The following is a 21,026-nucleotide window of genomic DNA, read 5'->3' on the forward strand; positions in this document are numbered from 1 at the left end:
GCTGGGCGCGTAAGGCAAGATAAAGGTACCGCCTCCAGGAGGCGGTTAAATCTTTGTCTGCACATCGTTTTTCCAGGAGGCTGCCGCCGGTGCCAAGAGGGTTGGACGTGTAAGTGTCTGATTTTGCTTGATATGTCTGGGAGGCTCGCATGAAGGATGACGAGTTCAGGCCGAAGCTCGGCAAAATCGGGTCGCGCGGCTCGAAGGCAGGCAAACGCTATGCCGGTCAAGTCCGGGCAGCCGTCAACCGAGCCGGCGGCCAGCCCCAGCCCGGCGGTCGCTTCACGGGCAGCCGGACAGGGCGCGGCGGGGCGGCTGCGGCGCTGCTGAAATCGCGCGACCGGTATGCCGCCTTCCGCCAGCGCCGGGTGATCGTCAAGGCGCGGATCGTCAAGCTCGCCGGCAAGGGCGCGGACGGGGCGCGTGCCCATCTACGCTATCTTCAGCGCGACGGCGTCACCCGAGAAGGTGCGCCTGGCGAGCTCTACGGCGCCGACAGCGACCGCGTCGACGGCAAGGCGTTCATCGATCGCGCGGACGGCGACCGCCACCAATTCCGCTTCATCGTCGCTGCCGAAGACGGCATCGAGTATGAAGACCTGAAGGCGCTGACGCGGCGGCTCATGGCGCAGATGCAGGAAGACCTCGGCACGAAGCTCGACTGGGTCGCGGTTGATCATTTCAACACCGGCCACCCGCACAGCCACATCATCGTCCGAGGCAGGGACGACCGTGGCGAGAACCTGGTCATCGCGCGCGAATATATCTCATCTGGCATCCGCGAGCGGGCGGCCGAGCTGGTCAGCCTCGATCTCGGTCCGCGAACCGACCGCGAGATTGAGCTTCGCCTGCGCCGGGAAATGGAGCAGGAACGCTTCACCAGCATCGACCGTCGGCTGCTCAGCATGCGTGATGATGACGGGCTGGTCTCGCCGGGCGGTCCCGACGCCATTCGCCAGACGCTGCACCAGGGACGGCTGCGCAAGCTCGAGCGGATGGGTCTGGCCGCGGAGGTCGGCGCTGGCTCCTGGCGCCTCGACGATGAGCTCGAAGCCACGCTGCGCCGCACCGGCGAACGCGGCGACATCATCAAGACCATCCACCGCGAACTGGCCGGCAAGGGGCTTGCACGCAGTGCCGCCGACTGGGTGATCCACGATCGAGCCGGCGAGCCCGTCCAGTCTCTCGTCGGTCGCGTTGTCGCGCGTGGACTGGCCGACGAGATCAATGACCGCCACTACATGATCGTCGACGCCGTCGACGGTAAGAGCCATTGGATCGACATCGGTAGAGGCGAGGCGATGGAAACGATGCCTAATGGCTGCATCGTGCGTGTCGCGCCAAGGAACACCGAGCCGAGGCGGGTCGATCGTACCATCGCCGAAATCGCCGCCGCGAATGGCGGCCGTTACGACGTCGATATCCACCTGAAGCATGACCCATCCGCCACCGAGAGCTTTGCGCGAACGCATGTGCGGCGGCTGGAGGCGATCCGCCGCGCGACCGGCGGCGTTGAGCGAGAGCCGAACGGCACCTGGCTCATCGCGCCGGACCATCTCGATCGCGTCGCGAATTATGAGGGCCAGCGGGCCAGGGCCGAGCCTTTCGTTGTCGACAAGCTCTCCTCAATGGCGCTGGAGCGACAGGTCAGCTTCAACGGCGCCACCTGGCTCGACCGGGAGCTGGTTGCCGATAGACCCGAGCCTTTGCACGGATCCGGCTTCGGCTGCGACGTGAGAGAGGCGCAAGCTCGCCGGCGGGAGTGGCTGATCGCGCAAGGCCACGCGCATGAAGAACAGGATCGGATCGTCTATCGAGCCAACATGCTTTCGATCCTGCGCCAGCGAGAACTGAACCGTGTTGCTGGCCAACTGTCGGAGGAACTTGGCCTGCCCTATGCCGAAGCGCGATCCGGAGGACGAGTAGAGGGTACGCTCCGCCGCTCCGTCGAGCTTGCCAGCGGAAAATATGCCGTCGTTGAGAAGTCGCGCGAGTTCACGCTGGTGCCATGGCGGCCGGTGCTTGAGCGCCATGTGGGCAAGGAGGTCTCCGGTGTCGTGAGTGGGGAGGGGATTTCATGGACCGTCGGCCGGCAAAGGAGCGGACCTGGTGTTTCGTGAGATGGTGTACAGCTTTTTTAGCCAGCGGCGCGGGCAGCCATGCGAGCCCGCGTAGACCTTATGGCCGCACGCCCGCAATCGGTCGCATGGACCTGCCAGGCGGGGCGGCTTTGGAGCGTTCGGACCCGACACGCTGCGTGAGTGGCCAGACTTCGAGCGCTCGAAGATGCGGACTGTTGTCTGCTGGCCGGCGTTATTCCGGCTGGCCTATGACCGCGGCGCAACAGTTCACCGCTGAAGTTGCCACGGGCGAACATCGACAAGAGAAAAAACACCATTGCGCGATACAAATCGCCGTTGAAAGCGTTTAGGTTGCATGCGCTTCGCCAAGTAAACGGATACCCCAGAAGAGAGCCATGACCACGGCCCGCCATATCGTGACGCTGCTTAAAAGCCACTTTGCCGGCGACGAGGATCGTTTCCTCTCTATCGCGATGCAGCTTGCTGCGCATGAGGCACGTCAAGGCCATGGCAAGCTTGCTCAGGAGCTCAAGGATCTGGTCGACGCAGCCAAGAGCAGGGACGCCCGGATTGCCAAGAGCAGTCGGCCGGTTCCCCTTTTTCAGCCAAAGGGCGAGCTCGCAGGGCTCCTGCATGTGCGCTATCCGGACCTGCGACTGACCGACATGATTTTGCCGGACAGTCTGCGCTCGCGCCTGCACCGCGTGCTGGGAGAGCAGCGCCAACAAGCAAGCTTGCGCGAGCACGGGCTTGTTCCCCGTCGCAAACTGCTTCTGGTCGGCCCGCCAGGATCAGGCAAGACGATGACCGCATCGGCATTGGCCGGGGAGCTTCATCTGCCCCTTTTCACGATCGTCCTCGATGGTTTGATCACCAAGTTCATGGGAGAGACTGCCGGAAAGCTGCGGCTTGTTTTTGATGCAATGCAGGCGACGCGGGGCGTCTACTTCTTTGACGAATTCGATGCCATCGGCGCGCGTCGAGGCGAACGCCAGGATGTTGGCGAGATTCGGCGCGTGCTGAATTCGTTTCTGCAGTTTCTCGAGCAAGACGACAGCCACAGCCTGATTATTGCGGCAACAAATCATCCCGAGCTGCTCGACAGAGCTTTGTTCCGCCGTTTCGACAATGTCATCGAATACGCCGTGCCCGATCGGCCGATTATCGAGGCGCTGCTTCGGGCTCGACTCGACCGCTTCGACACCAGAGGGCTTGCCTGGAACGAGGCGATCTCTCAGGCAGAGAGACTGTCGCAGGCCGAGATCACCCGCGCGGCCGACGACGCTGCAAAAACCATCATATTGCGGGGGGGGGCGGATCACCTCGGAAGCGCTCATCGACGCTCTGAAGGAACGCCGGCAGGCTTCGCTGTCTGAGTAGCGACAGCACAGATCATAATGGCAGACGATTTTCCGCGCGACCGCGCCCATATCCACCTTCGCAACAACGGCATTCGGGAAGCCTATCGGCGGCCCAACCAACTTATACATGCACCGCCGCTGCCGGCGCGTGATCGGGCGTCGCATGCTGCGGCCTTGACGCAATCCATCGAACAAGCGGTCGAAAGTGCACGCCAGCAGATTGCGGCGCGTGACCCCCAGCTGTCGGTCGGCACGCCTGGCTTTTATCTCGAGATCGATCTGCCCATGTCCGGACGGGCGGCCCTCGACCAGTTGGCCGATCGTCGCCAGCACATGGAGCTGGTCGCCGTCCATGAGCCAACTCAACCCGGTGCTCCCATCACAGCGTCGGTGTTCCTGCCGCAAAGCGCGCAAGCCTATTATTTGCGGAAAGTCGAGGCGTATCGAGACGTTGACACTGACCGCGGCAGACCGCGCAACGAGCCGCTCGTCTCCCGCATGGAGACAGTCAGGCTGGCGACTGCACGATCGTTGTTTACCGACCACGACGACCTCTTCCCCCAGGCCGCTGACGAGCAGGTGTGGTGGGAAGTCTGGCTGCGCGACGGTCGCCGCGAGAACTTCGAGCACATTGCCGAAGCCCTGAACATCACTTTGCGCACGCATGCGGTCAGGTTTCCGGAGCGGGTGGTCATGCTGGCACTCGCCAGCACGGCAATGCTCGACCGCATGATTGCGCACAGCGATGTCGTCGCCGAGCTGCGGCGCGCGAAGGATACGCCGTCCTTCTTCATGGGCCTTGGCGGCGCGGAGCAAAGGGACTGGAGCGACGAGCTTCTCGGGCGCGTCAGACCGCCTCAACCGATATTGCGGTCTGCATTCTCGACAGCGGCGTGCGTCGCACCCACCCGTTGATCGAACCCGCACTTGCCGTTGAAGACTGGCACACCGTCAAACCGGCATGGGGCAGCGACGACACACCTGCGTGGAGCGGCCACGGGACGCGAATGGCAGGTGTCGGCCTGTACGGTGATCTGGTCCCGCTCCTGGTCGGAGGCGATCCAGTTCCATTGCCCTTTCGGCTGGAGAGTGTTCGTATCCTTCCGCCAGAAGACGAGGCAAACGATCCAGAACTCTATGGCGCGATCACCGCGGAAGCGATCGCCCGCGCCGAGGTGCAGGCGCCGGAGCGCCGCCGCGCGATCGCAATGGCTGTGACAAGCGCCAGTCCGGCGCGTGGAAGGCCCACATCGTGGTCTGCCGCTATCGACCAACTCTGTTTCGAAGAGGAACAGCGACGCTTGATCGTTCTCTCTGCCGGCAACATCGGCGATGACCTCATGCCGGCCGAGCATTTGACGCGCAACGATCTGGAAGCAGTCGATGATCCTTCTCAGGCCTGGAATGCGCTGACGGTCGGCGCTTTCACAGAAAAGGTCGATATCATTGACACCGACTTTGCGGGCTACGCTCCGATCGCGCCGGTCGGCGAGCTCTCGCCGCGCAGTCGCACTTCGGTCGTTTGGGACAGGCAGTGGCCGGTGAAGCCCGAGGTCGTCTTCGAAGGCGGCAATCTCGCCCATGACGGTGTGTTGCCTGGCGAGCCGATCGACGATCTGCAGATATTGACCACTTTCTATCGACCCGAACTGCGCCACTTCACCACCCTCGGAGATACGAGCGCGGCAACGGCCCATGCCGCACGGATGGCGGGACTAATTCTATCAGCGCGCCCCGAGCTGTGGCCTGAAACGGTTCGCGCCCTGATCGTCCACTCGGCCGAATGGACTCCGGCGATGCGCGCACGCATCGATGCGTGCAACGGAGCGAAGGGCGAGATCCAGGCGCTCGTGCGGCGCTATGGTTATGGCGTGCCAGATCTTGGGCGCGCGCTTCTGTCAACGGTGAACGACCTCACGCTTATCGTTGAAGATGAGCTTCAGCCTTTCCAGCGCGAGGGCGGCGCGGCTGCCAAAACGCGTGACATGAAGCTGCATCGCCTGCCTTGGCCGAAGGAGCAGCTCGCGGCGCTCGGCGCTGCCCAGGTCGAGCTCCGCGTCACGCTGTCCTATTTCATCGAACCCAACCCCGGTGAACGCGGATGGACCCGCCGGCATCGTTACGCGTCCCATGGTCTTCGGTTCAGAGTAAAGTCAGCGACCGAGACAGTCGACGAATTCCGAGCCCGCATCAATCAGGCCGCTCGGGACGAGGAGGAAGGGGCGCCTGCTGGAGGCGGAGAAGAGTGGCTGCTCGGCACCTTCCGCGATCGCGGCTCGTTGCACGCCGATTTCTGGTCGGGCAGCGCCGCCGATCTCGCCGAGCGTGACGCGATCGGCGTGTTCCCGGTCGGGGGCTGGTGGAAGGAGAAGCCTTACCTGGAACGCGTCGACGCTCTGGCTCGGTACGCCCTGATTGTGACGATTCGGGCGCCTGGGGTCGATGTTGACATCTTCACACCCGTCGAAGCAGCCCTGACTGTCGAGACGTCGGTCGAGACCTGATGCAGCACTGTCCAAACCGGCCAACAACGGAGGTTTGACCAGCCTCTGGTGCCATGGCGGCTGGTGCTGGATCATCACGTCGGCAAGGAGGTGTCAGGGATCATGCGCGGAGGACGATAGGCGGGCAAAGGAGCGGGCCAAGCGTGTCATAATGGCGCCCATGGTCACGCCCACAAGCCGCGCCCCCTGCGTCCACGGAGAGGTGCGCGTCTGCTTAGGCGGCCGAGACATCGCTTACCTGATCAACGGGCTCGCCGTATTTGCGCCTGTAAGCGGCAATGAAATCGTCGTCGCTACAGATGCAGCGGCCGCTGGAGTCCTTGGCCTTCGGATCGTGCAAGTGAGAGCCAAGGGGGCGCAGAAGATTCACCCGAGTGCTCGTCGTCGGGCTCATGGGAAACCCCGCACTATGTTTGACCAAATCCGCGGCAAGCATAATCCCGGCAAGCACCGACTGAAAGGCCATCGGAACGACAGTTCGAACGCGGCGACTTCCTTCGCTAAGCTGGAACACCAGACCGCCGCAGATAGCCTGCTGATAAAAGGAGCGCAGGGGCTGGCCGACAAACGGGGCTAGCGGTTCAAACGGCACAGCCATCGCTGTAGCCACGCGAACTACAAAGTCGTTGGGAACTCCGGCATTGGTCTGCAGGAGCGTTTTCACCTGCTCGTGTGCTTCCGGTATTCCGAGTTCCTCGGCAATCAGCTGGTGCTCGTCCTTGGATTTTCCGGATGGCAGGTACATGCAACAAAGGCAAGCCTGGCCGTCATCGAAACCATGCCGGGAGATACCGAGATCGTGCTCCTGCGTCCAAGCGTTTGCGATCCATCGCGGCAGTGCACCTTGGACAGCCAGACGGTCGGCGGCGGTGTCAAGCGCCACACCCACTTGGTCGAAGACCCAATTGCCCCGGCGCGCAACATATTCTGCCCACGTCAGAGGGTGCGCCTCGACCTCAAGGGCAGTCGATCTAAGGGCGGTGGCTGCAAGAACCGCCTTGGACATACCAATCTCCGCCTGGCCGGCCAATGCGTAGCGCTGCAGGTTTGAGAGTTCGATCGCTTCGTGATCGATTACATGCAGACGACCCTTGAGATCGGGTTGTCTCGCTAGCGCCCAAAGCGAGCCATGGCCTATCGCACCGAGCCCAACGAGGTGGGTTTCGCCAAGGTCGACTGGAAAGTCGATCGGGCCAGCCTCCCCGGCTTTGGTCTTGTCGTAGCTGCATAGCGAGAGGTCGATGGTTTCGTCCAACTCGGCGCCGGTCAACTGGGCGGCGAAGATAGTTCGAAAGACGTTGGCGGCGCCGAAGCAACTGGCGGCGCCAGCTCCATAAGGCAGCAGACTTGGGCCAGAGCCCACCGGGTCCGTACGCGACAGCTTTGCCGCCCAACCGTCCGATCCCACGAAAAAGATCGGGCACCGGAGTGATGGGCGCGTTACCCCTGCAACGACGCAGACGGTGGCAGACTTGCCGGAACGCCGGATGCCGACTTTTGGATTGATCGACTTTGCCAAGCGCTCCAGCGCTTGGGCTTGAGAGCTCGCCGCGCTGTCCAGCGGGAGTATCGCCAGAACCGGGTAGAGCCTAGCGAGCAATCTCACCGCAAGATCTAATGTCGCCTGGCCTTCGGCGCAGGAAGCGGCCTGATGGTCGAAGGCGACTGCCACGACCTGCTTTTCAAGAGCTGCTTTGAAGTCTCCCAGATGAAAATCGGCCAGGACCTGAGATGCCGCCGTGGCGGCGCGATCGATGAAGTTAGCGAATGCCATTGTTCAACTCGATATCATGATCATTCGCGACAGTGCCGCGGGAGGGAGCGCATTCCATTTGGCCTTTTCGTCAAGCCGATAGGCGGCGACCCGAGCAAAATCGAAAGGCTCGCGGGCGAAATTCGGCACCACCAGCGACAGACACCCAACCGTGGTAGCAACCGCATAAGCGTCGTCCGTCGTCGAATGGTAGGCGCGGCCCGGATGGCTGTGAATCTGGGCCAAGAGTTTCAGGCCGCTTTTGTAGAGCCAGACATTGAGCCGGTGCAGTTCTTCGGCCGCAACGATCACGCAAACGCCATCGTTTGTTCGAATGTGACGCTGCGCCGGGATAACCGTCTCTGTTACGGCAAAGTGCCGGTCTTCCTGAACGCCGACCCAAAGTGCCATCCCCTCATTGCCCTCGCGACCAACTGAGCGCAGATGCCCATGCGTGGTCGAGATGCAGCCGCGCGGGAGAGTCACGATCGTTACATCTCTCAAACCAGTCATTCTTGTATCGCCTGAGGGGATACCACCATTCCTACGATTGTCGGTTGGAGTTGAATCTGCAACTGCTCTATAGGAACGATTCCGTACTTGATGATCTTGTCCAGGATGAAGGCCAAACAGCCTTCGCCAGAACCCCGATGAAGTAGCCATGGATCACCTGAATGGGCTGGATTGTCGTGGTATTCCCGGACGCCCGCCATGCACAGGAATGGTTCGTCCTCGGGACTGTTGGCCTGGATGAAGTCCGTCAGCGGCACGGCGTTCTGCTGGATGAGAGCTCCTATCATCTCCGGCGGCGTTCCGGGCAGCGGCGGACGTCTAAGCATTTTCAGGTATAGATCTTTCCGGGCAATCGGATCACGCGTAAACGGATCGACGAAGACCACGGACGGTGGTCTTAAGTCGTAGTCGGTGAAGTCGACCTCGCTCGCTGCGCTGACCACCCGTGGCTTTAACTTGGGGCTGGCGAAAATGAAGAAAGCGCGCGGAAAAGTCGCCTCGATCAAGAAGCAGCCCTGAGCCCGATAGACATCAGCATATGGCCGGAACCGGCCGATCTCCCGATCAAACTTCGCTCGGGAGACCTCCGGATCCACACTTTGGGGTTTAGGCACCTGCGACGCCCGCCTTCAGGCTGAGGAACAGGGTCACAGTATTCGGGAAACCGAAATCGCCAAGCTTCTTGTCGACGTCGAGCAAGTTGCCGGCCTCATCCTTGAATTCCCAATTCTCGGCTGGTTGGGCGACATTCTGCGTGTTCTCAAGGGCTTTGGTACGAATGACGTGAAGCGGCTGGTTGGGATTGGCTTCGACCTGCGTGGGCTGGCCGTTCACCACCACCGTGATCTCGATCTTGCCCGGTCCGCCGCCGTGATTATCGCCCTTACCCGAATCCTTCGACATTGTCCTACTCCTGTGGCTTGCCAACCGCCCCACGCCCTGGCACCCACCTGCGAGTGAGACCGGCGGTCTTCAATCGTTCACCCGGCGCCACGGCCGCGAGTACGCGAAAGACAGGGGATAAGCTACCGAATCGGTGCTTGCCTTCTTTTATGGGTGACTTGAGCCGCAAGTAAATGGTCTCAAATTGCTCCTCACAACTATAATCGATTAGAGCAATGCGAAAATATTGGCGACACGCCTATTCATCTGCTCTCTCACTCGCCTGCTCCGTGCTCGGCAAGGGGAGCTTTGATCTGCGTCACGCGTCCCCAAGCAGCTGATTGCGCCGGCAGCGCCATAGGAACCGTCGTTCAGAGTCTTCACCACTCAAGCACCCGCATGGATGCATGCCGACGCTCGTCTCCACAAAACAGCGCAAGTGGTGCCTTGTTGGATAAGGTCGCCTCGTACCTGGTGCAGCATCTCTCGGAACGCATGCCGCTGCGAGACCAGGCCTCATCATCGCGTCACATAGGAGCTGAAGCTTTCCGGATCGGGTATCCAATCGGCATCCAGTTGCTCGGCGATATGGTTGAATTCTGCCCTCAGGACAAGAGTGAGTAGAGCAGCCCCGCTACGAAAATCCCATCCTGGTTCGTTTGACGCATCGACTATTCAGATTGATTGGCGTGATACCCGGCGCGGCCGCAACACGCGAGGCCGTCAACCGCTGAGCAGAAAACCAGCCTTCGCCTTCCGCGGCGGCGGACCTCGTCAGCCTCTCGAAAGCTTGCCTGAGTAGGTTGCTCATGTGATCTGTGGAAGTGAGGATAGCGTGCACCCGTACAAACTAGACATTCATCGTGGCAGCTTGGCTGCAGGTGCAGCACGCCGTACCGCACGAGCAAGCGGACAGGCCGGCCAAGCCGGTTTTGAGCAGCACTTGGGCGAACTGCAGGCGGCGGACGAGTTGATGGGTGCGCCAGGCGAGGAGGTCCTCGTCAATGGCTCGCATGGTAAAGGTGAGTTGAGACCAACGAAGAGGCAGAGGATCCAAAGCAATCTGCAGCATGCTGTCACTGAGCGGCAACCAGGTGAGGTTGGCAACTCAGGCGCTCGCGTGATGATGCAACTCCCCACCCATCAGGTGGGTACATCGGAACGGGAGGCGCAACTTGTGATGCAGGGGGACGAGCACGAATACACCCCAGCACCGCATCTCGACGGGTCGATGCCCTCGACAGTGCAGCCGGATCGTCCAATTGTGGTCCCCGACGGTGCCGACAAGCGTCCTGTTTATTCCAACGATGCCACCGCCATCGAAGGGCTGAAGTCAGCACTCCTTGCGGGTAAAGCCAGGCCGGACACGGTCACTCGCAGCACAAATTCTCTTTTCGGCTTTAGTCGTTGGCTCTTTCAAAACAACAAGCCAGGGCTTGCTGCTCGGCTTTACCATCCGTCGCTGAGCCAGGATCTCGAGGAGTACGAGAGTAGGGGTGGTTCCTCCACCGTGGCTGGCGCACTGCGTCAATTGATGAAGTCGATGGGCGGAGCCGGCCCGATTGTGGGTCGCGCTGTCCTGAACCCCCATCCTGACGACGCCGCGCTCACCAGACATTTCAGATCCGCGAGCGGCTACGCAACTGCTCTTAACCATTTCAGTCATTACCTACGTCAAAATGACAAGCTCGGAATTGCGGGTCGCATTTACGATAAATCGCTGGATAAAGATGTTGAGAGCTACAAGGCCGCCTCCTCTAATGGTGGAGCTCCGATCGAATCTGCGCTGGTTTATCTCCGCAAGAACCCGCCGCGCGTTATACTCGGGAATCATCTGGAAAACGCGGTCAGCATGGAGGCTCGTCCCCGTGGCGACGCTGCTCAGCATACCGCACCACAGCAGGGATTCGATTGGCCAGAGGAGCTCCTGCCGGTAGGTTATAAGGAGGGCACCGATCTACCATTGTCTCTCGCCCCAACCGCGCACCAACACCAAGCGCCCGACTTTGGAGAGGCCGTCCCTCACTTGAACTGGCGCCACGGCGACCAGGGCGCCCCGGAGGAGCTGGTAGCTGCACGGGACAGGAGCAGCCCGCTGCCAAGCGAGGCGGTGCCACATAAATCTGGACGGGGACTCGCTACGCAGCCCAGATTGTGGGCGGAGAAATCCGCCTCGCCAGAGCTCTTTCGACGGCGGGCGGAGCAGGCTCTGCCGGCGTCCGCCAGAGGTGTGGAGACATCCTCCGCGGTTGATGAAGCCGCGCAGGCCGCTCGCCAAGCTTTGGCTTGGTTGCAGCAGGAGATGGAGGGGATCGAACCGATGCAGGATCCTCATAAGGTGGCTACACCGGAATGTGAGGCGCAGCTCGTCAGGCAGAGGGATGAGCACGAATCCACCCCAGCACCGCATCCCGGAGGTGGTGGGTCGATGCCCTCGACAGTGCAGCCGGATCGTCCAATTGTAGTCCCCGACGGTGCCGACAAGCGTCCTGTCTATTCCAACGATGCGACCGCTATCGAAGGGCTGAGGGCAGCATTCCACGCGGGTAAGGCCAAAGCGAACACGGTCACTTACAATGTAAATTCTCTTTTCGGCTTTAGTCGGTGGCTCCTTCAAAACAACAAGCCAGGGTTTGCTGCTCGGCTTTACCATTCGTCGCTGGATCAGGATCTCAAGGAGTACGAGAGTACGGGTGGTTCCTCCACCGTGGCTGGCGCACTGCGTTACCTCAAGAAGTCGACAGGCGGAGCCCAGATTATGGCTCGCCCTGTCGTGATCCCCTATCCTGACGATGCCGAGCTCATTAGAAATTACAGAGCCGCTTCGACCAAGGAGTACCTGGCAGCGCCTGCGACCGGACGGAATCCAGATACCGTGGGCGGCTATACAAATTTTCTTAGACATTTTAGTCAGTACCTGCGTCAAAATAACAAGCTTGGGATTGCGGCTCGGATTCACGACAAATCGCTGGATAAAGATGTTGAGAGCTTCAAGGCTGTCTCCTATGGTAATAGGCTAAGTATCAGTTCTGCATTGGCTCACCTCCGGGATATCCTGCCGCGCATTGTGCTCGGGCGCGAAACTGTCCTTTCTGCTCATCCGGCAGACGCAGTCACCAGGCGCGTTGGGGCCGCTGCTGAAGCTGGGCCAGCGGCACCGGCAAGAGCTCCCCAACCCGCCTCGCCAGCAACCGCTAGGCTGCCAGGCACCTACCGCGGCCTTCCACTGGTTGATGTGACCACACTGACTACCAGTTCCTCTGGGGCTCAGATCGGGTCGCTCGATCCGACAGCCCCGTCCAACGTTGCAACGGGGCGGGTGCTCGGCGCCGCCGAATGGCTGAGCGACGCCCATATCCAGAGAGATTACAATTTGCTGGAGGGGCAACTGCAGGGGATCAATCCGGCGCTCGCTGCCCGGACTCGGCTGGTGGATCCTTCCGTATCCCATCTACTGCGACACACGTCGCCGCAAGACGCTCGAGGCATATTGCAGTCCATCTATAATCAAAACAACGCCACAGCCGACTTCCTGTTCTTGCCAGTGAATAATGGCACGGCTACTAGCCCCGGCACCCATTGGTCGCTGCTGCTCGTTGATCGCCGCGACCCGGAAAGGCGGTTCGCCTATCACTACGACTCCCTCCAGCGAGAGGGATATAACGACGTGCCTGCAAAACAGCTCGCAGGACTGCTGAATGCCACCTTGGCGCCAGCCCCCATGGCCAGACAGACGAACCATTATGATTGCGGCGTATTTGTCCTGGAGGGCACGTGGGCGCTGGTTGAACGATTGGTGAAAGGGCAGCGGCCAGACCACGAGCCGCTGCCCCTCGACAACCTCGTTGCCGATCGGCAGGCGCTGCAAGACCGGCTAAGGAGGCGCTTGCCGCACGAGGAAGAGCCGCGGCAGCTGCTGGAGGATGAACCCGCCTCCCCACCGATGATGGCATTCGAGCCAGGGGAACTGCGGCAACTGTTGGAAGACGAGCCTGCCTCCCCACCAATGATGGCGTTCGAGCCAGGGGAACTGCGGCAACTGTTGGAGGACGAACCTGCCTCCCCACCAATGATGGCGTTCGAGCCAGGGGAACTGCGGCAACTGTTGGAGGACGAGCCTGCCTCCCCACCAATGATGGCGTTCCAGCCAGGGGAACTGCGGCAGCTGTTGGAGGATGAACCCGCTTCCCCACCGATGATGGCGTTCGAGCCAGGGGAACTGCGGCAACTGTTGGAGGATGAACCCGCTTCCCCACCGATGATGGCGTTCGAGCCAGGGGAACTGCGGCAACTGTTGGAAGACGAGCCTGCCTCCACTTGGGCACAAATCAATTCGACCCCACATGCGCGAGCGGACGGTGTTCATCAGCCAGCCCAGGCGCCGTGGCTCCCTGAACGCAGAAGATAACTTTGCGGAGGAGCGGTCACGCAACTGTCGGCGGCGCCGGGCCTCAGGGTGAATGGAAAGGATGGAGTGGCGGATGGTGTCGCGTGAAGGCGCAACACGCGTGCTGACCGACCTGATACGTAGGAAGTCGTTCATTGCTCCCAAATCGTATGTGAGGAACATTCCTGTCCCGGCTGCGCCGCGCGATGCTAGGTCGCGTTGTTCAGCGGGCCAAGCCGATGACACCTACGAAGCTACTGATCGGGCAGATCGCCGTTGTGTGCGCAATTGTCATTATCGGCGTATGGACGGCAACCCAATGGTGCGCTCAAATGCTGACCTACCAGACGCCTCTCGGCGCACCATGGTTTCTCTTCGCCGGCTGGCCAATCTACAAGCCGTGGAAGCTGTTTGAATGGTGGTTCCACTTCGATGCTTATGCGCCGGAGGTCTTCGACAAAGCCGGTACGCTTGCAGGCGCCAGCGGATTCCTGGGCTGTGCCGCCGCAATCGCTGGCTCGCTTTTGCGCGCGCGACAGCGCGGGTCGGTTACGACCTATGGGTCTTCACGGTGGGCCACGACTCATGAGGTCGAGACGGCAGGGTTGTTACGGCCGGCGGGCGTTTTCCTCGGTAGGCTGAACGATCGCTATCTGCGCCATGACGGCCCGGAGCACGTCATGGCATTTGCGCCGACGCGTTCGGGCAAGGGCGTGGGGCTGGTTGTTCCAACGCTACTTTCCTGGACCGGGTCTGCCATCATTCATGATATAAAAGGCGAAAATTGGCAGTTGACCTCCGGCTGGCGGTCGAAATTCTCGTACTGCCTTCTGTTCAATCCGACCGACCCGAGATCGGCACGCTACAACCCGCTGCTGGAGGTACGCAAAGGCCCAGATGAGATCCGAGACGTTCAAAACATCGCCGACATCCTCGTCGATCCCGAGGGCGCGCTGGAGCGACGGAACCACTGGGAGAAGACCAGCCATTCACTCCTAGTTGGCGCCATTTTGCACGTGCTCTACGCTGAAGAGGAAAAGACGCTGGCCCGCGTCGCCACCTTCCTGTCGGACCCGCAACGCTCGTTTGCCGCAACGCTACAGCGGATGACGACGACAAACCATCTCGGGACGGGGCATAACCCTCAGGTCCATCCCGTAGTGGCCTCGGCGGCTCGCGAACTCCTGAACAAGTCGGAGAACGAGCGCTCAGGCGTCCTCTCGACCGCCATGTCCTTTCTCGGGCTTTATCGTGATCCAACGGTCGCGACGGCCACTTCGTCCTGCGACTGGCGCATCGCTGACCTAGTGGATGGAGAGCGACCGCTGTCGCTCTATCTGGTCGTGCCGCCTTCGGATATCTCGCGCACCAAGCCTTTGGTGCGACTGATCTTGAACCAGATCGGCAGGCGGTTGACGGAGCGCCTGGAGGGGGACCCGAAGAAGAGCCGTAAGCATCAACTGCTCATGATGCTGGACGAGTTTCCGGCGCTCGGTCGCCTCGACTTCTTCGAGACGGCGCTCGCCTTCATGGCAGGTTATGGCATTCGCTCCTATCTGATCGCACAATCTTTGAACCAGGTTTCAAAGGCCTATGGCGAGAACAATGCTATTCTCGACAATTGCCACGTGCGAATTGCCTTTTCCTCCAATGACGAACGCACGGCCAAGCGCATCTCGGATGCCCTCGGCACCGCAACCGAACTTAGGTCGATGCGCAACTATGCGGGCCATCGGCTTGCGCCCTGGCTTTCGCATGTCATGGTGAGCCGCCAGGAAACCGCGCGCCCGCTCCTGACGCCAGGCGAGGTGATGCAATTGCCGCCGTCAGACGAATTGGTCCTGGTTTCTGGGTTGCCGCCGATCCGCGCCAAGAAGCTGCGCTATTATCAGGATCAGAATTTCACAGACCGGGTGCTGCCTGCGCCGGTGCTGCGCGACGGTCCCTATGCGGACTGCCCTGCATCACGCCCGGACGGCTGGACTGGACAAGTGTGCAGCGTCGATAGCCGACTTGCTGCGGACGACGAAAGCGCCGACGCGCCAGTTGAAGACGAGGGAGGCGTTCAGCAGCAACGCCATCCAAGCCTGCCCGTAGAAGACGTTGTTGTCTCTCAAGAGCCCGATCAGGCCGATCTGTTGAAGCCCGCAGACGATGACAGCGAAGCGCTCGCGGACAAGCGTGTCATGGATCGGATTTCCACTGCGGCCCGCGCCTACGGTATCAACGAGGGCAGGGGCGACGACAAGGATGTCATTCCCGGCTTCTGAAGTCCGCTGAGTTGCAGAGCGCATCTCAGCGTAGATAACGGCCATAAGCAATTTTGAGCGTCTGGCCGATCCTTCTCCCGTCGCCGGCGCAACGCCGGGCCGTCGGAACGAGCCGCATGAAGCCCCACCGCATTCGCCATCAGTTTCTGCTTGAGCCGGAGCTCAGCGAGAAACTGGACAACCTCAGTCGCGATCCGTCAACGACCAAATCAGCGATCGTGGCGAAGGCGGTCGAGGCGTTCATCGAGCGGCGTGGCGAGAACGAGTTCGATCGGCGCTACGGCGTAAGGCTTGACCGGCTCTCCCGCGACCTTGCCCACGTCAGGCGCGATGCCGAGGTGATCCTGGAGAGTCTGGCGCTCTTCATCCGCTTTTCGATCACGCTTCATGCCCACACGCCTGTGCCGGACAGGGCGACCCAGGCGATTGCCCAGGAGCGTTTTGACAAATTCGTTGAGCAGGTCGGCCGCCAGATCGCTTCCGGCAAAAGGTCGCTTAGCAAAGACAATGGTGGGGGAGGGGAAGGATGAGCTCTCATCCCGAGGCCGACCACCGGCGGCGTGTCATGCTGCGCACCGCCCTGGGTCCGGCAATCACCGAAGCCCTTGCCGATCCGTCCGTCATCGAGGTGATGGTCAATCCCGACGGTGCGCTGCGGCTCGACCGGCTGGGCGAGGGCCGAGTCAATACGGGCGTGCATCTGCACCCGTCCGAGGCGGAACGCATCATCCGCCTGGTCGCCTCCCATGTGCGGGTCGAGGCGCACGCGGACAATCCGATTGTCAGTGCCGAACTGCCGTCGGGCGAGCGCTTCGAGGGTCTGCTGCCGCCGGTCGTGCTCGCGCCATGCTTTGCCATCCGTAAACCAGCGGCAAAGCTCTACACGCTGGCCGACTATGTCGCGGACCGGATCATGCTGCCGCTGCAGGTCGATGTGCTCAAGAGGGCAGTCCGCGAGCGGCGCAACATCCTGGTCGCCGGCGGCACGTCTTCGGGCAAGACAACCCTTGCCAATGCGCTGCTGGCGGAGGTCGCAGAATGCGACGAGCGGGTGATCCTCATCGAGGACACGCGCGAACTGCAGTGCGCGGCCAGGGACTGCGTTGCCCTGAGAACGAGGCGGGGCTCGGTCACCCTTGCCGATCTCGTGCGCTCAACGCTGCGGCTCAGGCCCGACCGCATCATCGTCGGCGAAGTAAGAGGTGCGGAAGCACTCGACATGCTGAAGGCATGGAACACCGGGCACCCCGGCGGCATCGCCACGGTTCACGCCAATTCGGCGCGCTCCGCACTCTACCGTATCGAGCAGCTCGCACAGGAAGCAGTCGTCACCGTTCCCCGCCGCCTCATCGCCGATGCCGTCGACCTGCTCGTCTTCATCGCCGGCCGCGGCTCGTCGCGCCACATCGACGCAATCGCCGAGGTCACCGGTCTCGACGGCAGCGGCGATTACGCCGTTGCCCCGCTCACGCTTTCGCAACTCCAGCAGCTTTGAAAGGCCTTCCTCATGCGCAAGAAGCTTCGCTTTCTTTCGTCCACAGCGCTCGCGTTTCTTATCACGGCCCCCGTTTATGCGGCCGGCTCCGGCATGCCGTGGGAGCAGCCGCTGCAGCAGATCCTGGAGTCGGTGCAGGGACCGGTCGCCAAGATCGTTGCGGTGATCATCATTATCACCACCGGCCTGACGCTTGCCTTCGGCGACACCGCCGGTGGTTTTCGGCGCCTGATTCAGATCGTCTTCGGTCTGTCGATCGCCTTCGCGGCATCGAGCTTCTTCCTCTCCTTCTTCTCCTTCGGTGGTGGGGCGCTCGTCTGATGGCCGCCGGGGAGCAGCATATCGAGGGCTTCGCAGTACCGGTCCACCGGGCGCTGACCGAGCCGATCCTGCTCGGCGGGGCTCCGCGCGCGGTGGCGATCCTCAACGGTACAGTGGCCGCGGCCATTGGCTTCGGCTTGCAGCAATGGATTGCTGGTCTGGTGCTTTGGATCGCGGGCCACTCGTTAGCGGTCTTTGCCGCAAGACGCGATCCGGACTTCGCCAGCGTGCTTGTGCGCCACCTTCGTCTGAAGGGGTGGCTTGCATGCTGAACCTTTCGGAATATCGAAGCAAAGCCGACCGGCTTGCCGACCATCTACCCTGGGCTGCCTTGGTGGCGCCCGGCATCGTGCTCAACAAGGACGGCAGCTTTCAGCGGACGTTGCGGTTCCGCGGCCCGGATCTCGAAAGTGCGACGGAGGCTGAACTCGTCGGCATTTGCGGCCGGGCGAACAATGCTCTCAGACGCCTTGGCTCTGGCTGGGCATTGTTCTTTGAGGCCGAGCGCATAGAAGCGCTGGGCTATCCGAACTCGCATTTTCCTGACGCCGCGTCGTGGCTGGTCGACGAAGAACGCCGCGCTGCTTTCGAGGGGAAGGTAGCGCACTACGAGAGCCGCTATCATGTGACCTTAGTGTTTATGCCACCGCCCGACGCCCAGGCGCGCGCGGAAAGCGCGCTCGTCGACTCTCATTATTCCCAAGGAGAAAGAGACTGGCGCCAGGATCTGGCGAGGTTCCGTGACGAGACCAACCGCGTGCTCGATCTCTTCTCGGGCTTCATGCCCGAAGTACGCGTCCTCGATGATGCTCAGACGTTGACCTATCTCCACGGCACGATTTCGCCTCGACGCCATCCTATCATGGTCCCGGAAACGCCGATATATCTGGATGCCATCCTGGTCGATGCGCCGCTTGCCGGTGGCCTGGAGCCGATGCTGGGTGAGCAGCATCTTCGCACACTGACCATCCTCGGCTTTCCGAACCTCACCCGGCCCGGGATTCTCGATGCCCTCAATCATCAGGATTTCGCCTATCGCTGGATGACGCGCTTCATTCCGCTCGAGAAAACGGAAGCCACGAAGACGCTGACGCGGTTGCGCCGGCAGTGGTTTGCCAAGCGCAAATCGATCGTGGCAATCCTACGCGAGGTCATTACCAACGAGCCGGTCCCGCTTGTCGACAGCGATGCCGACAACAAGGCGCTCGATGCCGACGAAGCCCTTCAGGCATTGGGCGGCGATCATGTGAGCTTCGGCTATCTCACCACGACCGTGACGGTGTGGGGCGAGGATCGCCAAGCCGCTGCAGAGAAGCTTCGCGCGGTCGAGCGCATCATCAATGGGATCGGTTTCACCACGATCCGAGAAGGCGTCAATGCGGTCGAGGCTTGGCTCGGCTCATTGCCTGGCCATGTCTACGCTAACGTTCGCCAACCGCTCGTTCATACTTTGAACCTTGCCCATCTCATGCCGCTGTCGTCGGTTTGGGCCGGTCCTGCGACAAACGAGTATCTCGCGAAAGTCACCCAAACCGAAGCGCCACCGCTTCTCGTTGCCGAGACCAGCGGGTCGACACCGTTTCGGCTTTCCACCCACGTCGAAGATGTCGGCCACATGCTGGCTGTTGGTCCGACCGGCGCCGGCAAGTCGGTTCTGCTTGCTCTGATTGCTCTGCAGTTCAGGCGCTATGCCGGCGCCCAGGTTTATGTCTTCGACAAAGGCAATTCGGCCCGTGCTGCAACACTTGCCATGGGTGGAGAACACCACGCGCTAGGAGCGGACGGTTCCCTTGCCTTTCAGCCACTGCGCAGCATCAACGACCAGGCTAGCCGAAGCTGGGCGGCCGAATGGATCGCCAGCCTTATTGCCCACGAGAACGTCACCGTCACGCCGGAGGTGAAGGAGGCTATCTGGTCAGCGCTGGCCAGCCTTGCCACCGCGCCGGCGCAGGAACGCACACTGACCGGCCTTTCGGTCCTGCTTCAATCCAATGCGCTGAAGTCCGCATTGATGCCCTACACGCTCGACGGTCCCTTCGGCCGCCTGCTCGATGCCGATCATGATGGGCTGGCCTTGTCGGATGTGCAGTGTTTCGAGACCGAGGAGCTGATGCACAGCCAAGGCGCTTTGCTGCCGGTGCTTACCTATCTGTTCCAGCGACTTGAGGAACGGTTCGACGGACGGCCCACGCTGATCATGCTCGACGAGGCGTGGGTCTATCTCGACAATCCGCTGTTCGCCGCCCGCATCCGCGAATGGCTGAAGGTGCTGCGAAAGAAGAACGTGTCGGTTGTCTTCGCTACGCAGTCGCTGGCTGATATCGCGGGCTCTGCCATAGCGCCGGCAATCATCGAAAGCTGCCCGCAGCGCATTTTCCTTCCCAATGATCGTGCCGTGGAACCCCAGGCGCGCACAGCCTACGAACGCTTCGGTTTAAGCGAGCGGCAGATCGAATTGATCGCCCGCGCCACGCCGAAGCGTCAGTATTATCTGCAATCGCGCCGCGGCAACCGTCTGTTCGAGCTCGGGCTTGGCCCCATCGCTCTTGCGCTTTGCGGTGCTTCCGATCCGGCCACGCAGACTCTGATCGACAGGATCCTGTCCGAAGACGGGCAAGGCAGCTTTGCCTCGCAGTTCCTGATCGCGCGCGGCCTCGATTGGGCCGGCGAACTTCTCAAGCAATTCCCTCAACCAGACAAGGAGCAATTAGCATGATGCGGCGACGCCTTCTCTCCGGCCTGATCACCGTTTCCCTGATCGCCAAGCCTATGGCCGACTATGTGCAGCCCGCCTACGCCCTTATCGTGTTCGATCCGTCCAATTATGCGCAGAACGTGCTGACGGCCGCGCGCGCCCTGGAGCAGATCAACAACCAGATCCAGTCGCTGCAGAATCAGGCGACCATGCTGCAGAACATGGCGCGCAATCTTCAGCGTCTGGATTTCTCTTCCGTTGGCCAACTCACCGGTTCGCTCCATCGCATCGACGGCTTGATGGACCAGGCGAGTGGCCTCAGCTTTGATCTGGGCAAGCTTCAAGACCAGTGGCGCAGCCAATATCCGGAAAGCTACGACGCCACGATCAAGGTCAGCGATGTGGCGAGTGCTGCGCGCGAGCGTTGGCAAAGCGCCATGCAGGCGTTCCGCCAGACCATGGGGGTCCAGTCGCAAATCGTCGAGAACGTCCGCGCCGACGGCGATCTGCTCGCCGATCTCGTCAACCGCAGCCAAGGGGCGGCCGGTGCGCTTCAGGCAAGCCAGGCCACCAACCAGCTGATAGCGCTTTCGACAAAGCAGCAGATGCAGATCCAGACGCTGCTCGCAACGCAGTTTCGAGCTGAGGCCGAGGATGCCGCCCGCAAGGCCCAGTCAGAGGAAGCCGCCCGCGAGATGACGAAGCGATTCTTGGGTACCGGCTCGGCTTATCCCGGCAATTAATCACGAGTTCATCACGACGAG

Annotated in this window: 13 protein-coding genes and 2 pseudogenes; 11 read left to right on the forward strand and 4 right to left on the reverse strand. The window is 61.4% G+C overall.

Annotated features, from left to right (window positions below; genetic code table 11):
• The first annotated feature begins 149 nt into the window (after window positions 1-149).
• The 3 genes and pseudogenes from rlxS (at window position 150) to EJ066_RS14045 (ending at window position 5,946) form a co-directional block, all read left to right on the forward strand.
• Complete coding sequence (rlxS, locus tag EJ066_RS14035; RefSeq protein ID WP_126038545.1) at window positions 150-2,120, forward strand: relaxase/mobilization nuclease RlxS; 1,971 nt, start codon at window positions 150-152, stop codon at window positions 2,118-2,120.
• A gap of 356 nt (window positions 2,121-2,476) precedes the next feature.
• Window positions 2,477-3,461: pseudogene (locus EJ066_RS14040) on the forward strand (ATP-binding protein).
• Between the two features lie 17 nt (window positions 3,462-3,478).
• Window positions 3,479-5,946 (forward strand): annotated as a pseudogene (locus EJ066_RS14045) (S8 family peptidase).
• Window positions 5,947-6,160: 214 nt separating this feature from the next.
• On the opposite strand, the gene EJ066_RS14050 reads toward EJ066_RS14045, so the two are convergent.
• From EJ066_RS14050 to EJ066_RS14065, 4 genes are read right to left on the reverse strand one after another with little or no spacing between them, the layout of a single operon-like run.
• Window positions 6,161-7,720 carry an E2 ligase fold family C protein gene (locus tag EJ066_RS14050; RefSeq protein WP_091595803.1) on the reverse strand — a complete coding sequence of 520 codons (1,560 nt, stop codon included), beginning with the start codon at window positions 7,718-7,720 and terminating at the stop codon, window positions 6,161-6,163.
• Between the two features lie 3 nt (window positions 7,721-7,723).
• The gene (locus EJ066_RS14055) at window positions 7,724-8,212 is read right to left on the reverse strand and encodes a Mov34/MPN/PAD-1 family protein (RefSeq protein WP_091595801.1); all 489 of its coding nucleotides are present in this window, start codon (window positions 8,210-8,212) and stop codon (window positions 7,724-7,726) included.
• Window positions 8,209-8,826, reverse strand: coding sequence for a putative metal-binding protein (locus EJ066_RS14060; protein ID WP_091595799.1), 618 nt, complete (start codon window positions 8,824-8,826; stop codon window positions 8,209-8,211). Before EJ066_RS14060 ends, EJ066_RS14055 begins: the two co-directional genes overlap by 4 nt.
• Window positions 8,819-9,115, reverse strand: a complete 297-nt coding sequence (locus EJ066_RS14065; RefSeq protein ID WP_024505654.1) for a DUF2604 domain-containing protein — start codon at window positions 9,113-9,115, stop codon at window positions 8,819-8,821. The genes EJ066_RS14060 and EJ066_RS14065 overlap by 8 nt, the downstream gene beginning before the upstream one ends.
• Window positions 9,116-10,037: 922 nt before the next feature.
• Here EJ066_RS14065 and EJ066_RS14070 point away from each other — a divergent pair.
• From EJ066_RS14070 to trbJ, 8 genes are all read left to right on the forward strand, one after another.
• A complete protein-coding gene (locus tag EJ066_RS14070; protein WP_245455153.1) occupies window positions 10,038-13,502 on the forward strand; it encodes a Ulp1 family isopeptidase in 3,465 nt (1,154 codons plus the stop codon).
• Between the two features lie 218 nt (window positions 13,503-13,720).
• Window positions 13,721-15,751 carry a conjugal transfer protein TraG gene (locus EJ066_RS14075; protein ID WP_126038548.1) on the forward strand — a complete coding sequence of 677 codons (2,031 nt, stop codon included), beginning with the start codon at window positions 13,721-13,723 and terminating at the stop codon, window positions 15,749-15,751.
• 116 nt (window positions 15,752-15,867) lie between these two features.
• Complete coding sequence (locus tag EJ066_RS14080) at window positions 15,868-16,281, forward strand: CopG family transcriptional regulator (protein WP_029354930.1); 414 nt, start codon at window positions 15,868-15,870, stop codon at window positions 16,279-16,281.
• Entirely contained in the window at window positions 16,278-17,246 is a 969-nt protein-coding gene (trbB, locus tag EJ066_RS14085; protein ID WP_091595797.1) for a P-type conjugative transfer ATPase TrbB, read from the forward strand. Before EJ066_RS14080 ends, trbB begins: the two co-directional genes overlap by 4 nt.
• 12 nt (window positions 17,247-17,258) lie before the next feature.
• A complete protein-coding gene (locus EJ066_RS14090) occupies window positions 17,259-17,567 on the forward strand; it encodes a TrbC/VirB2 family protein (RefSeq protein ID WP_024502851.1) in 309 nt (102 codons plus the stop codon).
• Window positions 17,567-17,839, forward strand: coding sequence for a VirB3 family type IV secretion system protein (locus EJ066_RS14095; RefSeq protein ID WP_024502852.1), 273 nt, complete (start codon window positions 17,567-17,569; stop codon window positions 17,837-17,839). Before EJ066_RS14090 ends, EJ066_RS14095 begins: the two co-directional genes overlap by 1 nt.
• Window positions 17,833-20,283 (forward strand): conjugal transfer protein TrbE, encoded by a 2,451-nt coding sequence (gene trbE, locus EJ066_RS14100; protein ID WP_029354937.1) that lies wholly within the window; start codon window positions 17,833-17,835, stop codon window positions 20,281-20,283. Before EJ066_RS14095 ends, trbE begins: the two co-directional genes overlap by 7 nt.
• Window positions 20,280-21,005, forward strand: a complete 726-nt coding sequence (gene trbJ, locus EJ066_RS14105; protein WP_091595793.1) for a P-type conjugative transfer protein TrbJ — start codon at window positions 20,280-20,282, stop codon at window positions 21,003-21,005. Before trbE ends, trbJ begins: the two co-directional genes overlap by 4 nt.
• Window positions 21,006-21,026 lie beyond the last annotated feature (21 nt).

It is taken from the genome of Mesorhizobium sp. M9A.F.Ca.ET.002.03.1.2 (assembly GCF_003952365.1).
Taxonomy (GTDB): domain Bacteria; phylum Pseudomonadota; class Alphaproteobacteria; order Rhizobiales; family Rhizobiaceae; genus Mesorhizobium.